Origin of the sequence: Hydrogenophaga sp. NH-16 (genome assembly GCF_004006415.1) — a bacterium.
GTDB classification, from domain to species: Bacteria; Pseudomonadota; Gammaproteobacteria; order Burkholderiales; family Burkholderiaceae_C; genus Hydrogenophaga; species Hydrogenophaga pseudoflava.
In genome coordinates, this window is record NZ_CP029344.1 from 3,686,616 (window position 1) to 3,707,358 (window position 20,743).

Annotated in this window: 19 protein-coding genes and 1 riboswitch; of the genes, 15 read left to right on the forward strand and 4 right to left on the reverse strand. The window is 71.2% G+C overall.

Features of this window, described 5'->3' with window-relative positions; translation table 11 throughout:
* Positions 1-8: 8 nt before the first annotated feature.
* The gene (locus DD542_RS17815) at positions 9-1,211 is read right to left on the reverse strand and encodes a helix-turn-helix domain-containing protein (RefSeq protein WP_127806550.1); all 1,203 of its coding nucleotides are present in this window, start codon (positions 1,209-1,211) and stop codon (positions 9-11) included.
* Positions 1,212-1,381: 170 nt separating this feature from the next.
* Here DD542_RS17815 and DD542_RS17820 point away from each other — a divergent pair, with 170 nt between their 5' ends.
* Genes DD542_RS17820 through DD542_RS17830 form a run of 3 tightly spaced genes read left to right on the forward strand, consistent with a single transcriptional unit; the run spans position 1,382 to position 4,325 of the window.
* Positions 1,382-3,049 (forward strand): PQQ-dependent dehydrogenase, methanol/ethanol family, encoded by a 1,668-nt coding sequence (locus DD542_RS17820; protein WP_127806551.1) that lies wholly within the window; start codon positions 1,382-1,384, stop codon positions 3,047-3,049.
* A 2-nt stretch (positions 3,050-3,051) separates the two neighbouring features.
* Positions 3,052-3,420: a c-type cytochrome gene (locus DD542_RS17825; protein ID WP_127806552.1), complete on the forward strand. Its 369-nt coding sequence runs from the start codon at positions 3,052-3,054 to the stop codon at positions 3,418-3,420.
* Positions 3,417-4,325 carry a transporter substrate-binding domain-containing protein gene (locus DD542_RS17830; protein ID WP_127806553.1) on the forward strand — a complete coding sequence of 303 codons (909 nt, stop codon included), beginning with the start codon at positions 3,417-3,419 and terminating at the stop codon, positions 4,323-4,325. The genes DD542_RS17825 and DD542_RS17830 overlap by 4 nt, the downstream gene beginning before the upstream one ends.
* A gap of 443 nt (positions 4,326-4,768) precedes the next feature.
* On the opposite strand, the gene DD542_RS17835 is transcribed toward DD542_RS17830, so the two are convergent.
* Genes DD542_RS17835 through DD542_RS17845 form a run of 3 tightly spaced genes read right to left on the reverse strand, consistent with a single transcriptional unit; the run spans position 4,769 to position 8,228 of the window.
* Positions 4,769-5,389 (reverse strand): 3'-5' exonuclease, encoded by a 621-nt coding sequence (locus tag DD542_RS17835; protein WP_127806554.1) that lies wholly within the window; start codon positions 5,387-5,389, stop codon positions 4,769-4,771.
* Complete coding sequence (locus DD542_RS17840; RefSeq protein ID WP_241559586.1) at positions 5,386-7,536, reverse strand: HAMP domain-containing sensor histidine kinase; 2,151 nt, start codon at positions 7,534-7,536, stop codon at positions 5,386-5,388. Before DD542_RS17840 ends, DD542_RS17835 begins: the two co-directional genes overlap by 4 nt.
* Complete coding sequence (locus DD542_RS17845; RefSeq protein ID WP_127806555.1) at positions 7,533-8,228, reverse strand: response regulator; 696 nt, start codon at positions 8,226-8,228, stop codon at positions 7,533-7,535. The genes DD542_RS17840 and DD542_RS17845 overlap by 4 nt, the downstream gene beginning before the upstream one ends.
* Before the next feature lie 167 nt (positions 8,229-8,395).
* On the opposite strand from DD542_RS17845, the gene DD542_RS17850 reads away from it, so the two are divergent.
* The 12 genes from DD542_RS17850 (at position 8,396) to DD542_RS17905 (ending at position 20,736) form a co-directional block, all read left to right on the forward strand.
* Positions 8,396-9,697, forward strand: a complete 1,302-nt coding sequence (locus DD542_RS17850) for an SPFH domain-containing protein (protein WP_127806556.1) — start codon at positions 8,396-8,398, stop codon at positions 9,695-9,697.
* 1 nt (position 9,698) lies between these two features.
* The gene (locus DD542_RS17855) at positions 9,699-11,237 is read left to right on the forward strand and encodes a hypothetical protein (RefSeq protein WP_241559587.1); all 1,539 of its coding nucleotides are present in this window, start codon (positions 9,699-9,701) and stop codon (positions 11,235-11,237) included.
* Positions 11,238-11,272: 35 nt separating this feature from the next.
* A complete protein-coding gene (locus tag DD542_RS17860; protein ID WP_127806557.1) occupies positions 11,273-12,973 on the forward strand; it encodes an AarF/UbiB family protein in 1,701 nt (566 codons plus the stop codon).
* 185 nt (positions 12,974-13,158) lie between these two features.
* A riboswitch (guanidine-I (ykkC/yxkD leader) is annotated at positions 13,159-13,259 on the forward strand.
* Between the two features lie 51 nt (positions 13,260-13,310).
* Positions 13,311-14,351: an ABC transporter substrate-binding protein gene (locus tag DD542_RS17865; protein WP_206610689.1), complete on the forward strand. Its 1,041-nt coding sequence runs from the start codon at positions 13,311-13,313 to the stop codon at positions 14,349-14,351.
* A 14-nt stretch (positions 14,352-14,365) separates the two neighbouring features.
* Positions 14,366-15,376 carry a fatty acid desaturase gene (locus DD542_RS17870; RefSeq protein ID WP_206610690.1) on the forward strand — a complete coding sequence of 337 codons (1,011 nt, stop codon included), beginning with the start codon at positions 14,366-14,368 and terminating at the stop codon, positions 15,374-15,376.
* On the forward strand, positions 15,373-16,158 hold the full coding sequence (locus DD542_RS17875; RefSeq protein WP_127806559.1) for an SDR family oxidoreductase: 786 nt from the start codon (positions 15,373-15,375) through the stop codon (positions 16,156-16,158). Before DD542_RS17870 ends, DD542_RS17875 begins: the two co-directional genes overlap by 4 nt.
* The gene (locus DD542_RS17880) at positions 16,155-16,904 is read left to right on the forward strand and encodes a 3-oxoacyl-ACP reductase family protein (protein ID WP_206610691.1); all 750 of its coding nucleotides are present in this window, start codon (positions 16,155-16,157) and stop codon (positions 16,902-16,904) included. Before DD542_RS17875 ends, DD542_RS17880 begins: the two co-directional genes overlap by 4 nt.
* Before the next feature lie 10 nt (positions 16,905-16,914).
* Positions 16,915-17,859 (forward strand): DMT family transporter, encoded by a 945-nt coding sequence (locus tag DD542_RS17885; RefSeq protein WP_164868426.1) that lies wholly within the window; start codon positions 16,915-16,917, stop codon positions 17,857-17,859.
* Entirely contained in the window at positions 17,856-18,641 is a 786-nt protein-coding gene (locus tag DD542_RS17890) for a creatininase (RefSeq protein ID WP_066151999.1), read from the forward strand. Before DD542_RS17885 ends, DD542_RS17890 begins: the two co-directional genes overlap by 4 nt.
* Positions 18,638-19,315: an isochorismatase family cysteine hydrolase gene (locus DD542_RS17895; RefSeq protein WP_127806561.1), complete on the forward strand. Its 678-nt coding sequence runs from the start codon at positions 18,638-18,640 to the stop codon at positions 19,313-19,315. Before DD542_RS17890 ends, DD542_RS17895 begins: the two co-directional genes overlap by 4 nt.
* Entirely contained in the window at positions 19,312-19,941 is a 630-nt protein-coding gene (locus DD542_RS17900; RefSeq protein ID WP_127806562.1) for a hypothetical protein, read from the forward strand. The genes DD542_RS17895 and DD542_RS17900 overlap by 4 nt, the downstream gene beginning before the upstream one ends.
* A 27-nt stretch (positions 19,942-19,968) precedes the next feature.
* Positions 19,969-20,736, forward strand: coding sequence for an MBL fold metallo-hydrolase (locus tag DD542_RS17905; protein ID WP_127806563.1), 768 nt, complete (start codon positions 19,969-19,971; stop codon positions 20,734-20,736).
* Positions 20,737-20,743 lie beyond the last annotated feature (7 nt).

The window sequence follows — 20,743 nt, forward strand, 5'->3', positions numbered from 1 at the left end:
GCGGGCGCCTATTTCCGCAGGTGCCGGTAGACCAGGCCGCGCGAGACGCCGAGCTGGCGCGCGGTGCGCGCGACGTTGCCGCCGTTGGCCTGCAGCGCGTCTTCGATCAGGCGCTGCTGGGTCTGGGCCAGCGAGGGGGCGGCCGCCGGGGCGGGCGCCGGGGCCTCGGGCTCGGCGGCGGGTACCGGCCCGGGCGCGGGTGGCACGGTGGCCGGCCAGGCGACCGCGTGCCGGAAGTCGATGCCATCGCGCAGACCCAGGGTCGCGCGCAGCCAGATGCCCAGGCCGCTGGGCAGCTGCAGGCGCAGGGCTTCGGTGGCGCCGCACAGGGGCAGCAGCTGCGCCAGCCCGTGGCCGAACAGCTCTTCCACCGGCGCCACCTCCTGGCGCGACGGGCGGCCCAGCAGGCTGTGGCCGGTGGCGTTGACCCAGACCACGCGACCGCCGTGGTCCACGCCGGCCAGTCCCTCCATCGGCGTGCCCAGCAGCGCGGGGGCGGCCTGGAAATGCAGCACCAGGTGCTCGTCGGATTGCGCCTGCAGCAGGCGGTTCTCGATCGAGGTGGCGTACACGCCGACCACGGCCGCGGCGTCGAAGCCGAAGGCGCGCGATTCGGTGGACACGTCCAGCACACCGACCAGCCGGCCGTGCACGTCGTGGATCGGTGCGGCCGCGCAGCGCACCTGGCCGAACACCTCGTAGAAGTGCTCGCAGCACTGCACGGTGCAGGCCATGCCGGTCTGCACCACGATGCCCGGCGCGTTGGTGCCCAGCACCTCCTCGGCCAGCTGGACGCCCACGCGCGTGGCGGCGTCCAGCACCTTCTGTTCGGGGTCGCCCGTGCCGCGCGAGGAGTGCACGATGACCCCGTGCGCGTCGGTCAGCAACAGGCGGCTGGCGGTGCCTGCGAGCGCGGCTTCGAGCTGCTGCAGGTCGCCGTGCGCGGCCTCCAGCAGGCGCCGGTTGCGCGCCAGTGCGGCGCTCAGCGCGCTGCGGTTGACCGGGTCCAGCGCGGGCATCTTGTGGCTGGCGTGGCCCAGCGTGCGGCTGCGGCTCCAGGATCGGATCACCGCCTCGCTCACCAGACCGGCGGGGTGCTGCTGTTCCTCGAAGAAGCGCTGGCGCGCCAGCGCCGCACGCTGCTCGGGCGTCTGGAAGAACGGCTGCGGCGGCAGGTCCTGGGTGGACAGGGTTCGGTGGGTGGCGCGCATGGTGGTGGGGGCGAAGTCTCGCGTCCGAAGCGGCGGTGTGGGTGAGTGTTCCACCGCAGAACACTTTTCCCACCGGGAAAACCCGGACGTGATCCGCGGCGCCCAAATTCCCACAATGAACGAGGACGGACAACAACCAGAGGCGCAGCCTCATCCCACAGGAGACATCCATGCAACAGACCACCCGATGGGCGGGTGCGGCCGCGCTCGCGCTGCTCGCCACCAGCCTGCACGCCCAGTCCCTGGACGACCTCAAGCGCGACAGCGCCACGCCCGGCGACGTGCTCACCTACGGCATGGGCTACAACAACCAGCGCTACAGCCCGCTCAAGCAGATCAACACGGGGAACGCGGCCAAGCTGCGCCCGGTCTGGGCCTACAGCCTGAACAACCCACAGGGCCAGGAGTCGCAGCCCATCGTGCACAACGGTGTGATGTACGTGACCACGCACAACACGACGGTGGCGATCGACCCGGCCACCGGCAAACAGATCTGGAAGCAGGAGATCGAGCTGCCCCAGGACGTGTTCAAGATGGCCTGCTGCGGCATCCTCAACCGCGGTGCCGCGATCTACGACGGCAAGCTGTTCCGCAGCACGCTGGACGCCCACGTGATGGCGATGGACGCCAAGACCGGCAAGCAGCTGTGGAAGAGCAAGGCCGCCGACTACCAGAACGGCCAGGCCATGACGAGCGCGCCGCTGATCGCCAACGGTGTGGTGCTGACCGGCATCGCCGGCGGCGAGTACGGCACGCGCGGCTTCATCGATGGCTGGGACCCGGCCACCGGCAAGCAGCTCTGGCGCTTCTACACCACCGCCGCGCCCGACCAGAAGGGCGGCGACACCTGGCCTGGTGACACCCACCTCAAGGGCGGGGCCCCCACATGGCTGACCGGCGCCTACGACCCCGAACTCGACCTCGTCTACTGGGGCACCGGCAACGGCGGCCCCTGGAACCCGAACGCGCGCCAGGGCGACAACCTCTACATCGCCTCGGTCGTGGCGATCCGCCCCAAGACCGGCGAACTCGTGTGGCACTACCAGTTCAGCCCCAACGATCCCTACGACTACGACGCCACCGAAGTCGGCATGCTGGTCGACATGAAGATCGGCGGCAAGGACCGCAAGGTGCTGGCCCAGGCCAACCGCAACGGCTTCTTCTACGTGCTGGACCGTGCGAATGGCGAGCTGCTCGCGGCCAACCCCTATGTGAAGGTCAACTGGGCCGAACGCATCGACCTCAAGACCGGCCGCCCGGTGCCCACCGAGACCGACAAGAAGGCGCGCGCCGGTGAAGACGTGGAGATCTTCCCCAGCGTGCTCGGCGGCAAGAACTGGACGCCCATGTCCTGGAACCCGTCCACGGGCCTCGCCTACGCCAACACGCTCAACATCAGCTGGCCCTACCAGCTGGCCAAGCCCGAGTACAAGAAGGGCGAGTGGTACCTGGGCGTGAACTTCCGCGGCGTGAACATGCCCAAGAACGAACCGCACGGGTATCTGAGCGCCATCGACCCGATGACCGGCAAGAGCAAGTGGCAGATGGCGTGGCCGGGCCAACCGAGCATGGCCGGCACGCTCTCGACCGGCGGCGGCCTGGTGTTCACCGGCGCGGCCACGGGCGAGTTCATCGCGGTGGACGCGAACAACGGCAAGAAGCTCTACGAGTTCCAGACCAGCAGCGGCATCATCGGCCTGCCGGTGACCTTCGAGCACAAGGGCAAGCAGTACGTGACCATCGTCTCGGGTGCGGGCGGCGTGTGGGCGCTGATGGGCGACGAGCGCATGTCGCAGGTGCCCGCCGGCGGTTCGGTCTGGACCTTTGCTGTCGATTGACGATGCGCTGGCGTGAACCCATCCTGTGTGCGCTCGCCCTCACGGGCGCGGCGCTGGCGCAGTCGAACACCGTGCCGGCCCAGACGCTGCCGGTGGAGATCCCGCCCGCAGCCCCCTTCACCGCCGAGGCGGTGGAAAAAGGCCGCGAGCAGTTCCACCGCACCTGCGCGCAGTGTCATGGCCGCAACATGATCAACGCGGGCACCACGGTGTATGACCTGCGCAAGTTCCCCACCGAGCAGCGCGAGCGCTTCTACAACTCCGTGACCAACGGCAAGGGCAACATGCCCTCGTTCAAGGGCGCGCTGGAGCCGGAGGCGATCGAGCTGCTGTGGAACTACGTCGCCACAAGAGGAGGCAAGGAGTTGTGAACACCCCCCGCGCGCTGATGGCGCCGCTGCTGCTCGCGCCCGTGCTGGCCTTCGCGCAGGCGGCACCGCTGACCGTTTGCATGGCCGAGGACAACCCGCCGTTCTCGATGGCGCGCAAGGGCCAGGTCACGGGCTTCGACGTGAAGCTGGCCGAGGCGGTGGCGCGCGAGCTGGGGCGCGAGCTGAAGCTCATGCCCTTCGAGCCCGAGGTCGAGAAGGAGGCGATGCTGACGCACGAGGTCAACGCCATGCTCTCGGCCGGCCTGTGCGATCTGGCCAGTGGCTTTCCGCTGCTGGCCTCGGACCTGGGGCCGCCGACGCGCGAGCGTTTCAAGACACCGGACCACCCGGGCGCCAAGCCGCCGCGCGAGCGGCCCTTCGTGCCGCTGGGCACGCTGGTGTCGAGCCAGCCCTACCAGGGCACGGCGCTGGTGATCGTGCAGCGCGCCGGTGCGCCTGCGGCGGCGTCGCTGGGTGATCTGAAGGGCCGCAAGGTGGCCGCGGTGGCGGGCACGCTCGAAGGCACGCTGGTGGCCATGTACGGCGGCGGTACGCTGGCCAAGGACATGGTGTCGCTGGGGCAGCGCGAGGATGTCTGGGCGGCGCTGGACAGTGGCCGGGTGGACGCGCTGATGGTGCCTTCTGCGGCGTTCGACACGCACCGGGCGCGCAAGCCGGGCACGACCCTGCAGGCGGGGCCCGCGCGGCCGCTGGGGATCAACCTGGGCTGGGTGGCGCTGTCGTCGAAGGCGGATCTGCTGGAGGCGGTGAACCGGGTGGTGGCGCGTGCTTCGGCTTCCGGGGAGCTGCAGGTGTGGGCGCGGGAGGCGGGTCTGTCGTGGCAGGCGCCTTCTGTGCCTGCTGTGACCGGGACTCTGTCGTTGGCTGGGTTGCTTCGGGACTGAGCTTCTTTCGTGTCTTTTCTGGGCTTGGACCTCGCGCCAGGGTGATGGCGCCGTCCGCAGGCTCCGGCCCACCTCGCACGCGCGCTCGCCTGTTCGCCGCCATTGCTTCATGAACACCGGGTGGGCGCGCCCAACTCTGTGGCATGCGCGAATGGGGCCTGCGCCTGCGGACGGCGCCATCACCCTGTGAGGGGCGTGCGGGAACGCATCAGAAGGCAGTGGAGTCGGGCATGCTTCACAAACTCTCACGCTACTGGAGCCGGGTGTGCGCATGGGCGGGCGCCGCCCCCATTCGCGGTTGCCCGAGCGGAGGCGAACAACAAGCGCTGTTGACGAAGCAAACACAGCGAACAGGTGAGCCAGCCCGCGAGCGTGGGCCGGAGAACGCCCATGCGCATACCCGGCTCAGAACAACAGCAACGAAAGAAACAGAACGAAAAGACTCAGGCCAACGCCACAGAAGCCTGACGGGCAAAGAACTTCGGCAAAGCAGCCTTGGAACAGGCTTGAAGGGCACAAAGAAAAGCGTGGTCCGGCCGCGCCACCCCGTGCTTCAACATCAGGTCGTGCCGGATGCGCCCCAGCAACTCCGTCGCCATCTCCGCATCCGCCAGCGCCCGGTGCGCCTTGCCCGTGCGCGGCAGGCCGAACCAGTCCACCAGCTGCCCCAGCTTGTGGCTCGGCGCCTCCGGGTAGAGCCGGCGCGAGAGCAGCACCGTGCAGGCAAACGGCTGAGCCGCAGGCAGCCCGCAGTGCGCCAGCTCGGCCTGCCAGTAGCGCCGGTCGAAACCCGCGTTGTGCGCCACCATCGGCGCATCGCCCACAAAGCGCGCCGCCTCGGCCATCACCTGCGCCGCGGGTGGTGCGGCCTGCACCATCGCGTTCGTGATGCCCGTCAGCTGCGTGATGAAGGACGGGATGCGCACGCCCGCGTTCATCAGGCTCTGGAAGCGGTCGACCACGCGCCCGCCCTCGGTCATCACGATCGCGACCTCGGTCGCGCGGTCGCCCAGGTTCGGCGAGGTTCCGGTGGTCTCGAAGTCGATGACGGCGATGCGGTTCATGCGGAAGTGGGCGTTCGTGAGGTGGCGCGCGGCAGGCGCAGCGTGAAGGTGACGCCGTCGCCGGCGTTGGCGGCCGTGATGGTGCCACCCATCTTGGCCATGTAGGTGCGTGCGACGAACAGGCCCTGGCCGCGGCCCTCTCCCTGCGCGCCGCTGGCCGCGCCGTCGCTCACGCCGTAGTCGAAGATCTTGTCCAGCAGCGCCTCGGGAATCGCCGGGCCGGTGTTGTGGATCTCCAGCGCCACCATCGCCTCGCCCAGGCCCGACAGCGCCAGCGTGACCGGCGTGCCGGCCGGGCGGTAGCGGTCGGCGTTGCGCAGCACGTGGGTCACCACGTCCTCCAGCGAGTGTTCGTCGGCCTGCACCCACACCGGCGCGCCGGCCGGCGCGTAGACCACGTCGGCGATGCCGGCATAGGGCGCGTTCTCGGCCACATGGTGCAGGAAGGTGTCCAGGTCCAGCGCGTCCACTTCCACGGTCGCCGCCGTGATCGCCTCGCTCGGCGAGGCCGTGCCGTAGAGCGCGCGCACCGCCTGCTGCATGCGGTGCACATAGCGGTGGCTGGGGTCGGCCGCGTCGCCGTGCAGCACCATCAGCGACTGCAGCGGCGACATGATCTCGTGGCCCACCGCGTGCCACATGTCGCGCTCCTGCTCGTTGCGCAGGTGCTCGCGCCGCACGCCCTCCTTCACCCGCTGCAGCAGCGCCGCCAGCGAGCCGGCCAGGATGCCCATCTCGTCGCGTCCGCGGAACTCGCTCACGTCCAGATCGCCCAGCCGCCGCTCGACCTGCGGGTCCTGCATGTTGTAGTTCAGCGCCGCCGCGCGCTGGGTCAGCAGCGCCACCGGCCGGATCAGGCCCAGCTCGATCACCAGCCAGGCCAGGAAGATGGCGGCGAGCATCGCGCCGACAAAGCCGCTCATGCGAGTGGCGGTCGCGCTCAGGCTGCGGTCCACGCTCGCGAGCTCGCCGCTCAGGCTCAGCTGGTAGCGGCCGCTGGAGGTGCTCACGGTCTCGCGGGCCGTGACCTGCGTGCGGGTGTCGCTGGAGGGCAGCCGCAGGATCAGGCGCGTGAGCCAGGGCGCGGCCACGCCCTCGCCCTGCGCCTGGCCGCGCAGCTGCGTCACCAGCTGCGGCGCGGTGCCGCCCAGGCGCTCGATGCGCAACACCTCGCCCTCGGACAGCGTGCCCGCCAGCTGCTGCAGCGAAAACGCCCGCTCCGCGCCCGGCCGCGCGCTGTCGAACAGCACCTGCCCCCCTGGCGCTACCCACTGCAGGTGCAGCCGCGTCTGCGCCAGATCGGCCGGCGGCCAGGTGCGCGGCCCCTTGGCAAACAGCGCCTTGCGCCAGGCCTCCACCGGCACCCGCAGCGAGAGCAGGCTGCGGCGCGCGCAGTCCGGCAGGGCCTGGCCCGGCACCGCGCAGCCGGCCTCCTGCCAGAGCCAGCCGCGGAAGTCGCGCACCGGCCGCGAGCCCTTGACCAGCAGCGTGCCCTCGCCCGCGAAGCCGGTGATGCGGCCGCGCAGGCCGCCGTCGCCCAGGTCGGCCGGTGCGTCGCCCGGTGCCTCGAAGGGCGCGACCCAGCGCTCGGTGCCGGCGGCGGTCTCGGCGCGGATCACCGCGTGGCTCACCGGGTCCAGCTCCAGCGTGCCCTTCTCGCGCGCCACCGCCGGTGGCAGCACCAGGTCGGCCACCAGGTAGACCACGCCGCCCGCGTAGGCGCTGTTGCCCACACCCACACACAGCTGCCCGCCGTCGTTCGGCCAGTGCACCGCGCAGCCGCTCATTTCCACCGCCTGCCGCGCCTTGAACGGGTCGGAGTAGTCGAGCGCCGAGAACGGCAGCACCACCGGCGAGAGCCCCGCGTCCGAAGGCGCCACCGCGTCGGCGTTGATCAGCGCCAGCTGCCCGGTGGGGTGGCGCAGCTGCGCGGCCAGGGTGGAGAGCGTCTGCCGGAAGCCCGCCTCGTAGCGCGCCCGCGCGCGCTGCTTCTCCTCGGCCAGCAGCGTCAGCGCCAGCCCCACCACCGCCAACGCCAGCAGCAGGAACACGCCGTGGAACACGATGCGCCGCCGGAACGCCGCCAGCGGCAGCCGCGGCAGCGTGAGCGCCGGCAGCGAGGGCAGGTCCAGCGGGCCGAACTTCACGGCCGTGACCAGCGGAAGCCGCGCATCGGCACGTTTTCAATGGCGTCGAAGCCCGGGTCGAGGTCGCGGAACGCGTCGCGGATCGCGCTCACGTGCTTGCGCACGTTGTCGCGGTTGCGTCCGCTCTTGACCACCTCGAACAGGTCCTCGTAGCTCACCGTCTGGCCCTTGTGCTGCACCAGCACGGCCAGGATGCGCTGGGCCGTCAGCGGCAGGTTGATGCGCTGGCCGCGCCAGGTGGGCGAGCGCTGCCACAGCGGGTCCAGGCTCAGTTCGTCGTCCACCGCGGCCACCGGTTCAGCGCCCCTCTGCGAGCGCGCGCTGCGCAGGATGTCCAGAAAGGTCTCGACGAATTCGGCCTCGTCGAAGGTGGTCTTCTGCAGGTAGTCCCAGGCGTCCAGCGCCTTCATGATGCTGCGGTAGATGGCGGCCGGCATGGCCGAGACCACCAGCACCGGCGTGCCCTGGTGCAGCTTGTTGATGGTGTTGATGATGGCCACGCCCGCGTGCCGCTCGCGGCCCAGCTCGATGTCCAGCACCACCAGCTCGTAGCGCTCGCGCGCCAGCGCGGCCTCGGCGCTGTCGCGGTCGAACCACTGGTGCACGGTCAGTTCGGGGCGGGCGGCCTGGATCCAGCCGGCCAGCTGGTCGCTGGTGGGGCGGTCGTCTTCGATCACGGCAACGGTGGGCATGGGCCGATTATCGAAGCGCCCCGGGATGGGCCCCTGTGAGTGTTTCTTCCGGGGCCGGTGGCAAACCCGCCCGCCGACCGCATTGAGACTTCCGCGCGCCTTGGGAACGATGCAGGGCATGGCGAACCCGCGGTTGGGAACGCCAGCCACAACACCCGGAGGACCCCATGCTGCACCGACTCAAGACCCTCAACCGTTCCACCCGCCTGGCGCTGGCGCAATGGCTGCGCGGGGACCGCGCCGCCGCCTCCGAAGAGGGCGACGAGGCCTCCGCACCCCCGGTGCGCCCCATGCGCCCCATGCCCAGCGTCGGCCTGCGCCCCGTGCTGCTCACCCTGGGCACCGCCGCCATCGCCGCGGGCGCCGGCTGGGTGCTGGTGAAGCACCCGCCGGTGCAGCCGCTGGAGCCCGGCCACCTGGCGGTGCGCACCAACAACCTGACGGGCGAGACCAGCGTCTGGCGCGAAGGCCCGGTCTGGGTCTGGCCCGGCCTGCACCAGCTCGCCACCCTCTCGCTGCAGGACCGCAGCTGGACCGCGGCGGCCATGGCCACCGCCGACGGCGCCGCGCCAGCCCAGACGGTGGAAGGCCTGTCCATCGGCATGGACCTGCGGGTGCGCTACGCCATCGACCCCTCGCGCATCGGCGGCGCGAAGGCGCTGAGCTACCCGAAGGACATCGACGGCCAGATCATCGAGCCCGCCGTGCAGGCCACGGTCTACAAGATCGTCGCACGCCACACGGTGCGCGAGATCTTCTCCTCGCAGCGCGCGCAGATCGAGCAGGACATCGAAACCCAGATCCGCGAGCGCCTGAAAACCGACGGCCTGCTGCTGCGCTCGGTGCACATCGGCCAGATCGACCTGCCCGAGGACTACCGCCGCGGTATGGAGGTGCTGCTGACCGAAGGCCTGTCGGCCGAGAAGATGCGCTACACGCTGGAGCTGCGCGAGAAGCAGGTGAAGGAAAGTGAACTCACCGCCGCCGCCGAGAAGGCGCGGCGCGAGGTCGCGGCCGAGGCCGCGGCGCGCGAGCAGGTGATCGCGGCCAAGGCGCAGGAAGAGGCGATGAAACACGTGCTGCCGCTCAAGCAGCGCCAGATCGAACAGCGACAGCTGGAAGCCGAGGCCGCGCGCGTCTCGCGCGTGAAGCAGGCCGAGGGCGCGGCCCAGGCGCGCCGCATCGAGGCCGAGGGCGAGGCCGAAGCGCGCCAGAAGCTGGCCGATGCCGAGGCCTACCGCCTCAGGAACATCGGCAAGGTCAACGCCGAACAGATGGCGATGGAAGGTGCGCTCATCACCAGGCACCCGCTGCTGATCCAGAAGACCATGGCCGACCGCCTGAGCGACAAGGTGCAGGTCATCATCGCGCCGCCCAGCAGCGGCGGCTTCATCGGCAACCACCTGCTGGGCAATGTCGCCGCCGCGCCGCGCGACACCGAACGGTTCGACGACCACGGGGAGCAATGAGATGGACCTCGGACCCAAAACCCGCTGGGCGCGCTACCTCTGGGCCGGCACCCTGGCCATCGCGCTGGCCGCCACGCTCTACACCGCCACGGCGCGCGCCGCCACCACCACCGCGTCCGCGCCGGCCACTGCCGTCGGCCTGGTGACGCGCGACAAGGTCGCCTTGCGTGCCGCCCCGAGCGAGAGCGCCGCCAGCCAGACCCTGCTCTGGCGCGGCGAGGCGCTGGAGATCCGCGGCGCCCGGGGCGACTTCCTGCAGGTCTGGGACCACCACCGCGAACGCGGCGGCTATGTGCGCGCCACCCAGCTGATGCGCGTGGGCGGCGACGCCGCCGAAGCGCCGCAGCTGCTGGCCCTGCTGGGCTTCGTGAGCGAGCAGCCGGGCGCCGAGCCGCTGGGCCTGGCGCTGGCCGCCGCCACCATCCAGGCCCTGCCCGCGGCAGCGCTGCAGGGGCCGCCCGGCGCGGCCGTGATGGACGCCATCGGCCGCCAGGCCGAGCGCCTGGCCGAACGCGCCACGGCCGGGGCCCGCCGCTCCGATGACCCGCTGCTGACGGCGCATCTGGACGTGGCGCGCCGCCATGGTGTCGAACTGACGACCAGAGAGCAGGATGGCCGCATGACCATCTGTTACGAGGGCGATGCCTGGCGCCGCCTGCTGGTCTTGCCCGCCGCCAGCGCCGAACAGAGGGCCCGCGCCGCCCTGGCCCTGACCCGCGCCGAGTGCGTGGAACAGCCGGCCCGCCTCGCCGACCGCGAGGCGCTGGACGAAGACCTGGCCGACCTGCTGGCCCACGCCGACGCACCGGCGCTCGCGCCCCACTGGCGCGCCCGCATCGCCACGCGCCAGGCCGAGGTCTGGAGCCGCATCGCCTACGCCCGCGCCCAGCGCGACCAGGCCAACCGGGCACGCAGCGCCGCGCAGCAGGCCATCGACGCCATCGGCCGCATCGAGAAGGCCGAGCTGGTCGACGACGACCTGACCCGTTTCCACGCCGCCGCCGTGCGCGTGAACGCCGTGCGCTGGGCCGCTGCGCCGGCCGGGCCCGCATCGGGACGGCTCACAGTCGCCACCCGCCGCGCCGACGACGGCCAGACCTGCGTGTTGCTGCGCGACCCGAAGGCCAGGGCCGACGCCCCCGCGCTGGCCGAGCGCTGCAGCTGGGGCCAGGTCTGGGCCGCCTCGGCCGCGCCCAACCGCGAAGGCACGGCGCTCGCGCTGGCGGTGCAGCCGGTGGACGGCTGGCGCGAGCTGTGGGTGTTCAAAAAGGACGCGGGCGGCTGGGGCGTGCAGGTGCTGCCGCCGGCCGCGCTGCAGCCCGGCATCGGCTACGCCGAGTTCGCCGGCTGGGAGCCCGGCGGCCGGCGGATGCTGGTGGCGCGCGAGGCCCTGGCCGAGGGCAAGACCATCCGCCGCTTCGAGGTGGTGAAGGTGGCCACGCTGACGCCCGAACGCACCGCCTTCGACGCCGAAGCCCTGGGCCCGTTCAGCCGCTGGCCCGATGCGGCGTGGAAGCGGGCGTCGCTGGCGTTGCGGTGAGCGACAGTGGGCCACCTCCGCCCTATGATCGCCGCATGCTGATCGAAACTTTGGGCTCGGCCCGCGACATGGGCCGCCTCAACCAGATCCTGGGCGTGCTCATCCGCCACGGCTTTGGCGACAGCGTGCGCCGGCTCGGCCTGGCCGACCGGCTGGAGCGCGCCGGCCATGCGCTGCGCTGGGAGCACGCGGCCGACCTCGCAAAACTGGAGCCGCCGGTGCAGCTGCGCCTGGTGCTCGAAGAGCTGGGGCCCACCTTCGTCAAGCTCGGCCAGATCCTCGCCGGGCGCGCCGATCTGTTCGGCCCCGAGTACATCGCCGAGTTCGAGAAGCTGCACAGCAACGTGCCCGGCCTGCCGCTGGACGATCTGCGGCCGCAGCTGCGCGAAGACCTGGGCGACGAGCCCGAGGCGGTGTTCGCGCGCTTCGACACCGAGCCGCTGGCCGCGGCCTCCATCGCCCAGGTGCACCGCGCGCAGCTGCACGACGGCACCGAGGTGGTGGTCAAGATCCGCCGCCCGGGCATCGACCGCACCATCGAGGCCGACCTGCGGCTGATGGGCCGCCTGGCGGCGCTGGCCGAGGCCGAGCTGCCCGCTCTCAAGCCCTACCGCCCGCAGCAGCTGGTGCGCGAGCTGGCGCAGTCGCTGCGCCGCGAGCTGGACCTGGCCAGTGAGTGCCGCAACGCCGAGCGCATCGCCACCAACATGGCCGGCCTGCCCTGGATCGTGGTGCCCAGGGTGCACTGGGACTTCACCCGCGCGCGCGTGAACGTGCAGGACTTCGTCCAGGGCATCGCGGGCCACGAGCTGGCCCAGCTCGACGAAACCGGGCTGGACCGCGCCCTGCTGGCGCGCCGCGGCGCCCAGGCGGTGCTCAAGCAGATCGTGCAGGACGGTCTGTTTCACGCCGACCCGCACCCCGGCAACGTGTTCTACCTGCCGGACAACCGCATCGCCTTCATCGACTTCGGCATGGTCGGCCGCCTCTCGGCGCGCCGCCGCGAGGAGCTGCTGCAGCTGCTGATGGGCCTGGTCGAGCGCGACCCGCGCACCGTGGCCGACGTGCTGCTGGACTGGGCGGGCGATGCCCACACCGCCAACCTGTCCTCGCTGGAAACCGAGATCGAGACCTTCGTCGACCAGTACCACGGCGCGCCACTGGCGGAGCTCAACCTGGGCCAGATGCTGGGCGACGTGACGGGCATCCTGCGCGGCCACCAGCTGGGCCTGCCGTCCGACCTGGCGCTGCTGATCAAGGCCTTCATCACGCTCGAAGGCATGGGCCGCGGGCTGGACCCGGCCTTCCACATGACCAGCGAGGCGCTGCCCCTGCTCAAGCAGGTGGTGCGCGCGCGCTACCAGCCCAAGGCCATGGCCACGCGGGCCTGGAAGACGCTGCGCCGGGTGCTCTCGGTGGCCGAGCAGCTGCCCGACGACGTCACGCGGCTGCTGCGCAATGCGCGCCGCGGCAAGGTGCACGTGGGCATCGACATTGCGCACCTCAAGCGGGTGGGCGACCAGATCGACCGCGCGGCCAACCGGCTGGCGATGGCGCTGATCATTGCCGCGCTCATCGTCGGCTCCTCGATCGTGATGACGGTGCAGGGTGGCCCGACCCTGTTCGGCTTGCCGGCGTTCGGCTTCATCGGCTTTGCCAGCGCGTTTGCCGGCGGCCTGTGGCTGGTGCGCGCCATCTGGCGCAGCAGCCACGGCAAGGACCTGGGCGACGACTGAGCGCCACCCGGTGCGCCAGGGTCCGGCGCACCAAGTCTGTTCACCGCCGGGCCGAAGCGCCCGGTTTCTGACGCGCTTTGGTGCGCCGAGCGCGTTCAAAGGCCCCGCCAACCCTGGCACGCTCCATGCATTGGGGGGTATCAGCATGGATGAGCGGTCTGTGACCGGTGGTTGCAGCGGCTCGTGCGTAGGTCCACTAGGGTTCCGTCTGCGGCAGCGCAGGGTCTGGTCCGAGAGTGGGCCGGCCTCATCGCAGGCTCCACGGAGGGACAAAAGCCCGGGAGAACGACATCAGATCGTCTCTCCTGCGCCCGTCCCACACCACATGGAGCTTCACATGAAACTGGCTGGTCTCTTCTCCTCTCCCGCAGCGTCCACCCCTTCGTCGTCCCTGTTCGGCCGGCTGTTCAAGCCCGCACTGGGCGTGGCGCTCTCGCTGGCCACCGCGGCCGCGATGGCCGCCCCCACCAACATGAAGATCGCCACCGTGGTGTGGATCGGCTACGGCCCGTTCTACGTGGCCGAGTCGCTGGACCTGTTCAAGAAGTACAACCTCAAGGTCTCGCTGCAGGTCTTCACCGACCCGGCGCTGATCCCGCCCGCCATCGCCTCGGGCGCTGTGGACGGCGGCATGCTGACCTACGACCAGGTGGTCGGCCAGGTGGCGGCCGGCAAGGCCATGAAGGTGGTCATGCCCATCGATTACTCCAACGGCGGCGACGCCATCGTGGCCGACGCGTCCATCCAGTCGGTCAAGGACTTCAAGGGCAAGAAGGTGGGCTACAACCCGCTCTCGCCGAGCGACTTCCTGCTGTCCTACGCGCTCAAGATCAACGGCCTGGGCGAGAAGGACATCAGCCCCGTCAGCATGACCCCCGAAGCCGTGCCCGCCGCGATGGCCTCGGGCCAGCTCCCGATCGGCGTGACCTACGAGCCCAGCCTGTCGCAGGTGCTGGGCCAGGGCGGCGGCAAGAAGTTCAAGGTGGTGTTCTCGTCCAAGGACGCGCCCGGCCTGATCGCCGACGTGCTGGTGTTCGACGACAAGGTCATCAAGGCCAAGCCGACCGAGATCAGCGGCCTCATCAAGGCCTACCTCGACGGCATGGCCTACATGAAGGCCAAGCCCGACGAGGCCGCCAAGATCATCGGCAAGTTCATGGGTGTCTCGGCCAAGGAAGCCAAGGAACAGATGAGCGGCGTCTACAACATCCCGCTGGCCGAGATGCCCAAGGCCTTCCTGCCGGCCAAGGAAACCACCTCCTACTACGCCAGCGGTGAAGTCATCGGCCAGCTGCTCAAGGCCAAGGGCCAGATCAGCGCCATCCCGGCCACCGAGGCCACCTTCGACGCTTCGCTGGTCAAGGCGCTGGTCAAGTAAGCGGGGTGCGCGCCATGCCCGCCCTGTTCCGGCACGCCGACGGCGCGCTGCCCAACACGCTCGCCCTTGCGGTGACCGTGCTGGGCTGGCCCGCAGGGATCTGGATGCTCGGCCAGAGCGCCTGGTGGCTGAATGCCACCGGCGTGCTGCTGGTCGCGCTCACCCTCACCTGGTCGGCCTACTTCATCCACGAGTTCGCCCACCAGGCCATCTTCCGCACGCCGCAGGCCAACGAGCGCTGGGGCGTGGCCATGAGCTGGATCAACGGCAGCGCCTACGCCAGCTTCGACGACCTGCGCCGCAAGCACATGCGGCACCACGTCGAGCGCGCCGATGTCATCACCTTCGACCACCAGGCCTTCCTGCGCGCGCACCCGCTGGTGCGGCGCGTGGTGCTGGCGCTGGAGTGGCTGCACATCCCGGCGGTGGAGTTCGTGATGCGCGGTTTCGTCATCGCCCTGCCCTTCATGGACGAGCGCAAGAAGGCGGCGCGCGGCCGCATCCTCGGCGTGGCCGTGGTGCGGCTCTCGGCCTGGGCGCTGCTCGCGTGGTGGTCGCTCAAGGCGCTGGCGCTGTACGCACTGGCCTACGGGCTGTTCGTGCACCTGCTGCGCTTTGCCGACTGTTTTCAGCACACCTACGACGCCTACCCCATCCTGGACGACAAGCCGATTCCGCAGGACAAGGTGCGCGACCGCGCCTACGAGCAGGCCAACACCTACAGCGACGTGGTGGGCCTTCATGCCAAGTGGCTCAACCTGGTGTGGCTGAACTTCGGCTTCCACAACGCGCACCACGAACGCCCCGTCGCGCCCTGGTACCAGCTGCCCGCGCTGCACCAGCAGCTGTATGCCGACAAAAGCCCGCAGGTGGTGACCGTGGGCGAGCTGCTGCGCGCCTACCACCGCCACCGCGTCACCCGCGTGCTGGCCAAAGACTACGGCCAGGTGCTGCCACCCGGCACCCCGCACCGCGCCGACGGCTTCATCGGTGCCGTGGGCGTGTCCTTCCTCACCGCGGTATGACCGTCCGCTACGGCCTGGAGGACCGCACCGTGTTGCTCACCGGCGCGGCCGGGGGCATCGGTCGGGCGCTGGCGCGCGCGTTCGCGGCGCAGGGCGCGCGGCTGTTGCTGGTGGACCGTGAGGCGGCGGCGCTGGATGCACTGGTCGAGTCCCTGCACAGCCACCGGGTGCACAGCGCCGTGTGCGAGCTGGGCAGCGATGCCGCGGTGGCCGCCGTCGCCGCGCAGGTGGCCGAATGCTTCGGCCGGCTCGACGTGCTGGTCCACAACGCCGGCACCGAATACCCGACGCCCGTCGACGACGGTGCCGACGACGCCAACGCCCGCTGGACCGCGCTGCTGGACAACAACGTCAGCGGCATGTGGCGGCTCACGCGCGCGCTGTTGCCAGTGTTGCCGCGCGGCGCCAGCGTGATCCACCAGTCGTCCATCTGGGGCCGCATCGGCGTGGCCGGCTTCTCGGCCTACAGCGCCAGCAAGCACGCCATCGTGGGCCTCACGCGCTCGCTGGCGCTGGAACTGGGCCCGCGCGGCATCCGCGTCAACGCGGTCTGCCCCGGCTGGGTGCGCACAGACGCCGCCATGCGATCGCTCGCGGCCATGGCACTGGAGCGGGGCTGCAGCGAAGCCGAGGTGGAACGCGAGATCCTGTCGCGCCAGGCCGTGCCGGTCATGCTCACGCCGGACGATCTGGCCGGCAGTTTTCTCTTCCTGGCCAGCGACGGGTCGGCGGCGCTCACCGGCCAGTGCCTGTGTCCAAGCCACGGTGAGGTGATGCTGTGACGGTCGCGCTGTCGCTTCGGGGCCGCACCGCGCTGGTGACTGGCGCCGCCACCGGCATCGGCCGCGCGACGGCACTGCGCCTGGCGCAGGCCGGCGCCACGGTCTGGGTCAACCACCTCGGGCAGGTGGACGCGGCCGACGCCGTGGTGCGCGAGATCGTCTTGGCCGGCGGCCATGCGCAGGCCGTCGAGGCCGACGTGAGCGACGCCGCCGCGGTGCAGCGCATGGCCGACGCCGTGGGCGCCGTGGACGTGCTGGTGAACAACGCCGGCATCATTCAGGAGAAGCCCTTTCTGGAGACCACCGAGGCCGACTGGGACCGGATGCTGGCGGTGGACCTCAAGGCCGTGTTCCTGGTCTGCCGTGCGGTCATCCCCGGCATGCTCGCGCGCGGCGGTGGCGCCATCGTCAACATCGCGTCCGACCTCGGCATCCTCGGCCGCGAGCGCTACGCGCCGTATTGCGCGGCCAAGGCCGGCGTGATCGGCCTCACCAAATCGCTGGCGCGCGAGTTCGCGCCGCAGCAGATCCGCGCCAACGCGGTCGCGCCCGGCCCGGTGGCCACCGCCATGGTCTCGCTCGAACACATGAGCGCCGAATGGGTGGAGAAAGAGCTGGCGATCCCGCAGCACCGGCTCGGTGCACCGGAGGAGATCGCCGACAGCGTGCTCTTCCTCGCCAGTGACCTCTCGCGCTTCTACACCGGGCAGGTGCTGGGCCCCAATGGCGGCTCGGCGATGCCCTGAACCCTCCCCCATGACCCTGCTGCCCGCCCACCCCACCGACCGCGTTGCCACCGCCGTGCTGCTGTTCTCGGCCACGCTCTGGGGCCTGACCTGGATGCCGCTCAAAGGCTTCATCGCGCAGGGCCTGCCCGGCCCGCTGGTCTCGCTGCTCACCTACGGTTCGGTGGGGCTGCTGGCGCTGGTCGTGCTCTGGCGCGACCGCGCCGCCTGGCGCGCGCAGTGGGGTCTGGTGCTGGCGCTCACGCTGGTAGGAGGATGGGCCAACACCTCGTTCGTGAACGCGGTGATGCTGGGCGACGTGGCGCGGGTGATGTTCCTGTTCTACCTCTCGCCGGTGTGGTCGGTGCTGGGCGGCTGGCTGTTTCTCAAGGAGCGCATCCCGCCCGCGCGCTGGGCCGCGGTGGCGGGCGCCATCGTCGGCCTGTGGCTGGTGCTCGGCGGGCCGGGCATCGGCGCCGAGGCGCTGGCCTTCACCTGGGTCGACGCGCTCTCGCTCTCGGCCGGCTTTGCCTTCGCGGCCAACAACGTGATTGCGCGCGCCGCGCACCGCGTGCCGCTGCGCACCAAGACCTTCGCCGTCTTCGTCGGCTGCGGCCTGCTGTCCGCCATCGCCACTGCGCTCACCGGGCGCGAGCTGCCCGCCATCGGTGCGTGGCTGTGGCTGGCGCTGCTGGCCTACGGCTTCGGCTGGATGCTGCTGGCCACCGTGACCTGGCAGTACGGCGTGAGCCACCTGGAGAGCAGCCGCGCCGGCGTGATCCTGCTGGCCGAGCTGCTGGTCTCGGTGGGCACGGCCATTGCATTCGGTGGCGAAAGCCTGAGCCCCATGGGCTGGGCCGGCGGCGCGCTGATCACCTTCGCGGCGCTGGCCGAGGCCCTGTTCCCGCCCGCCGAACCGACCATGACCGAGACACCCTCCCACCCCATCGCCGCCACCGGCCCCCGCACGCCATGAACACCACCACCGTCTGGATGAACCAGCTCTCCTGGGTCGACTACCAGCAGCGCATCCGCGCCGGGCACCCGCCCGTGCTGCTGCCGGTGGGCGCGCTGGAGCAGCACGGCCCGCACCTGCCGCTGGGCACCGACGGCCTGCTGGCCAGCGCCGTCGCGGCCGACACGGCCGCGCGCGTGGGCGGTCTGGTCGCGCCCACGCTGAGCTATGGCTACAAGTCGCAGCCCAAGTGCGGCGGCGGCCAGCACTTCTGCGGCACCACCAGCGTCGACGCAGCCACCCTCATCGGCCAGATCCGCGACGCGGTGCGCGAGTTCGCGCGCCACGGCGTCGACAAGCTCGTCGTCGTCAACGGCCACTACGAAAACCAGTGGTTCCTGATCGAAGGCATCGACCTTGGCCTGCGCGACGCCAAAGCGGCCGACCCGGCCTGTGCGCTGCAGGTGATGCGGCTGGAGTACTGGGACTTCATGACGCCCGAGACCCTGGGCGACGTGTTCCCCGACGGCTTCCCCGGCTTCGCGCTCGAACACGCGGCCGTGCTGGAGACGTCCATGATGCTGCACCACCACCCCAGCCTGGTGCGCATGGACCTGCTGCCCGACGACGGGCCGGCCGACTTCCCGCCCTACGACATGTATCCCAGTCGCACCGACTGGGTGCCGCCCTCGGGCGTGCTGTCGTCGGCCAAAGGTTCCGACGCCGCCAAGGGCAAGCTGCTGGCCGACGAGGTCGCGCGCCGCATGGCCGAGGCCATCACCACCGGATTCACCCGACCATGACCAACCTGCAAGACCTCGACCCCCAGGCCACCGCGCTGATCGTCATCGACATGCAGCGCGACTTCTGCAGCCCCGGCGGTTACGCGCAACAGGCCGGTCTGGACATCTCTCGCATGCAGGCCGTGGTGGGCCAGGTGAAGGCGCTGCTGGTGGCCGCGCGCGGCGCCGGTCTGCACATCTTCCACACGCGCGAAGGCCACCTGCCCGACCTCTCGGACTGCCCGCCGGCCAAGCTCGCGCGCAGTGTGGCGGCCGGGGCGCGCATCGGCGGCCCCGGGCCCCTGGGCCGGTTGCTGGTGCGCGGCGAACAGGGCCACGACTTCGTGCCCGAGCTGCGCCCGCTGGCCTGCGAACACGTGATCGACAAGCCCGGCTACGGCGCCTTCCACAAGACCACGCTGGGCGCGCTGCTCGGCGCCTTCGGCGTCCGCCGCCTGCTGCTGTGCGGCGTCACCACCGAGGTGTGCGTGCACTCCACGCTGCGCGAAGCCATCGACCGCGGCTTCGTCTGCACCACCGTGGGCGACGCCACCGCCGCCAGCCAGCCCGAGCTGCAGGCCCCGGCCCTGGCCATGATCGGTGTCGAAGGCGGCATCTTCGGCGGCGTGTGCAGCACGGCCGAGGCCGTGGCCGCGCTCAACGCGCTGCCGCGCGCGAACCGGGAGGCGGCATGACTTCGTGGATCGACCTGCCCGCGCCCGACGAACCCGTGCCCGCCGCCTACCGCGGCGTCTGGCAACGCACCCTGCTGGAAACGCCGGAGGGCCGCGACACCACCACGCAGGTGCACTGGCTGCAGACCGAGGGCTGGCACGCCGACCTGCGCGTGCCCGCGGGCGTGGACCCCGCCACGCCCCAGGGCCGCGCGCAGCTGCAGGGCTTCTGCGGTATCACGCGCATCACGCCCGGTGTGGGCGGCCAGACCGACATCTGCACCTGGCATCGCCGCTGGGACGTGCAGCCCCCGCGCAGCACACCCGACGCCGGCACCATGGTGTTCGAGACGCCCGAGCGCGTGATCGAGACCGGCGTGCATGGCCGCTACCTGGAGGTGTGGGAGCGCCTGCCCGGCTCCACCGGCCCCCATGCCGCGTTGGCCGAGCTGGACGCCCAGGGCCTGCCCACCGGCGCGATGCGCTTCGTGGCCGGGCGTTACGCCCTCACCGTGCGCCCGCGCTGCGCCGCCTGGCCCACCGACCTGCGGCCCGACGAGACCCTGGCCGAACTGGTGCAGCGCCACCCCGATGCAGCCGATGCGTTGCTCGACTTCGAGCTGGTGTTCAGCGAGGCACCGGCCTAGACTGGCCGCCACCACCACAGGCCCACCATGCTCCCCACCCTCGACGGCGACTGGTTCGAATTCCGTTCCCTCGGCGATGGCCTCACGCTCATCACCGAGCCGCACGTCGTCCCGCTGCTCCGCTGCAACATCTGGCACATCCGCGGCCGCGACATCGACCTGGTGGTCGACACCGGCCTGGGCGTGAGCAGCCTCTACCAGGCCTCGCGCCACCTGTTCGGCCAGCGCGTCGCCGCGCTCGCCACGCACGTGCATCTGGACCACGTGGGCGGCCACCACGAGTTCGCCGAGTGCTGGTGCCACCGGCTCGAAGCGCCCGGCCTGCGCGGCGCCGACCCGGCCTACACACTGGGCGACATCGACCTCAATCACCTGGACTTCGCGGCGCCCGGTTACGAAACCGGCGGCGCCGCCCTCACCGCGCTGCCGCGGCCGGACTACGACCTTTCGGCCTGGGAGATCCGGCAGGCCACCGTCACGCGCGAACTCGAAGACGGCGACGTGATCGACCTGGGCAACCGCCACTTCGAGGTGCTGCACCTGCCCGGCCACTCGCCCGGCAGCATCGGCCTGTGGGAAGCGGCCACTGGCACGCTGTTTTCCGGCGATGCGGTCTACGACGGCCCGCTGCTCGACGCCCTGCCGCACTCCGACCGCGCCGCCTACGCGCGCACCATGGAGCGCCTGCTCGGCCTGCCGGTGAACGTGGTGCACGCCGGCCACGACCCGAGCTTCGGCCGCGAACGGCTGCACGAGCTGGTGCGGGCCTGGCTGGACCGCCCGCCCGGGTCATAGCAGCACC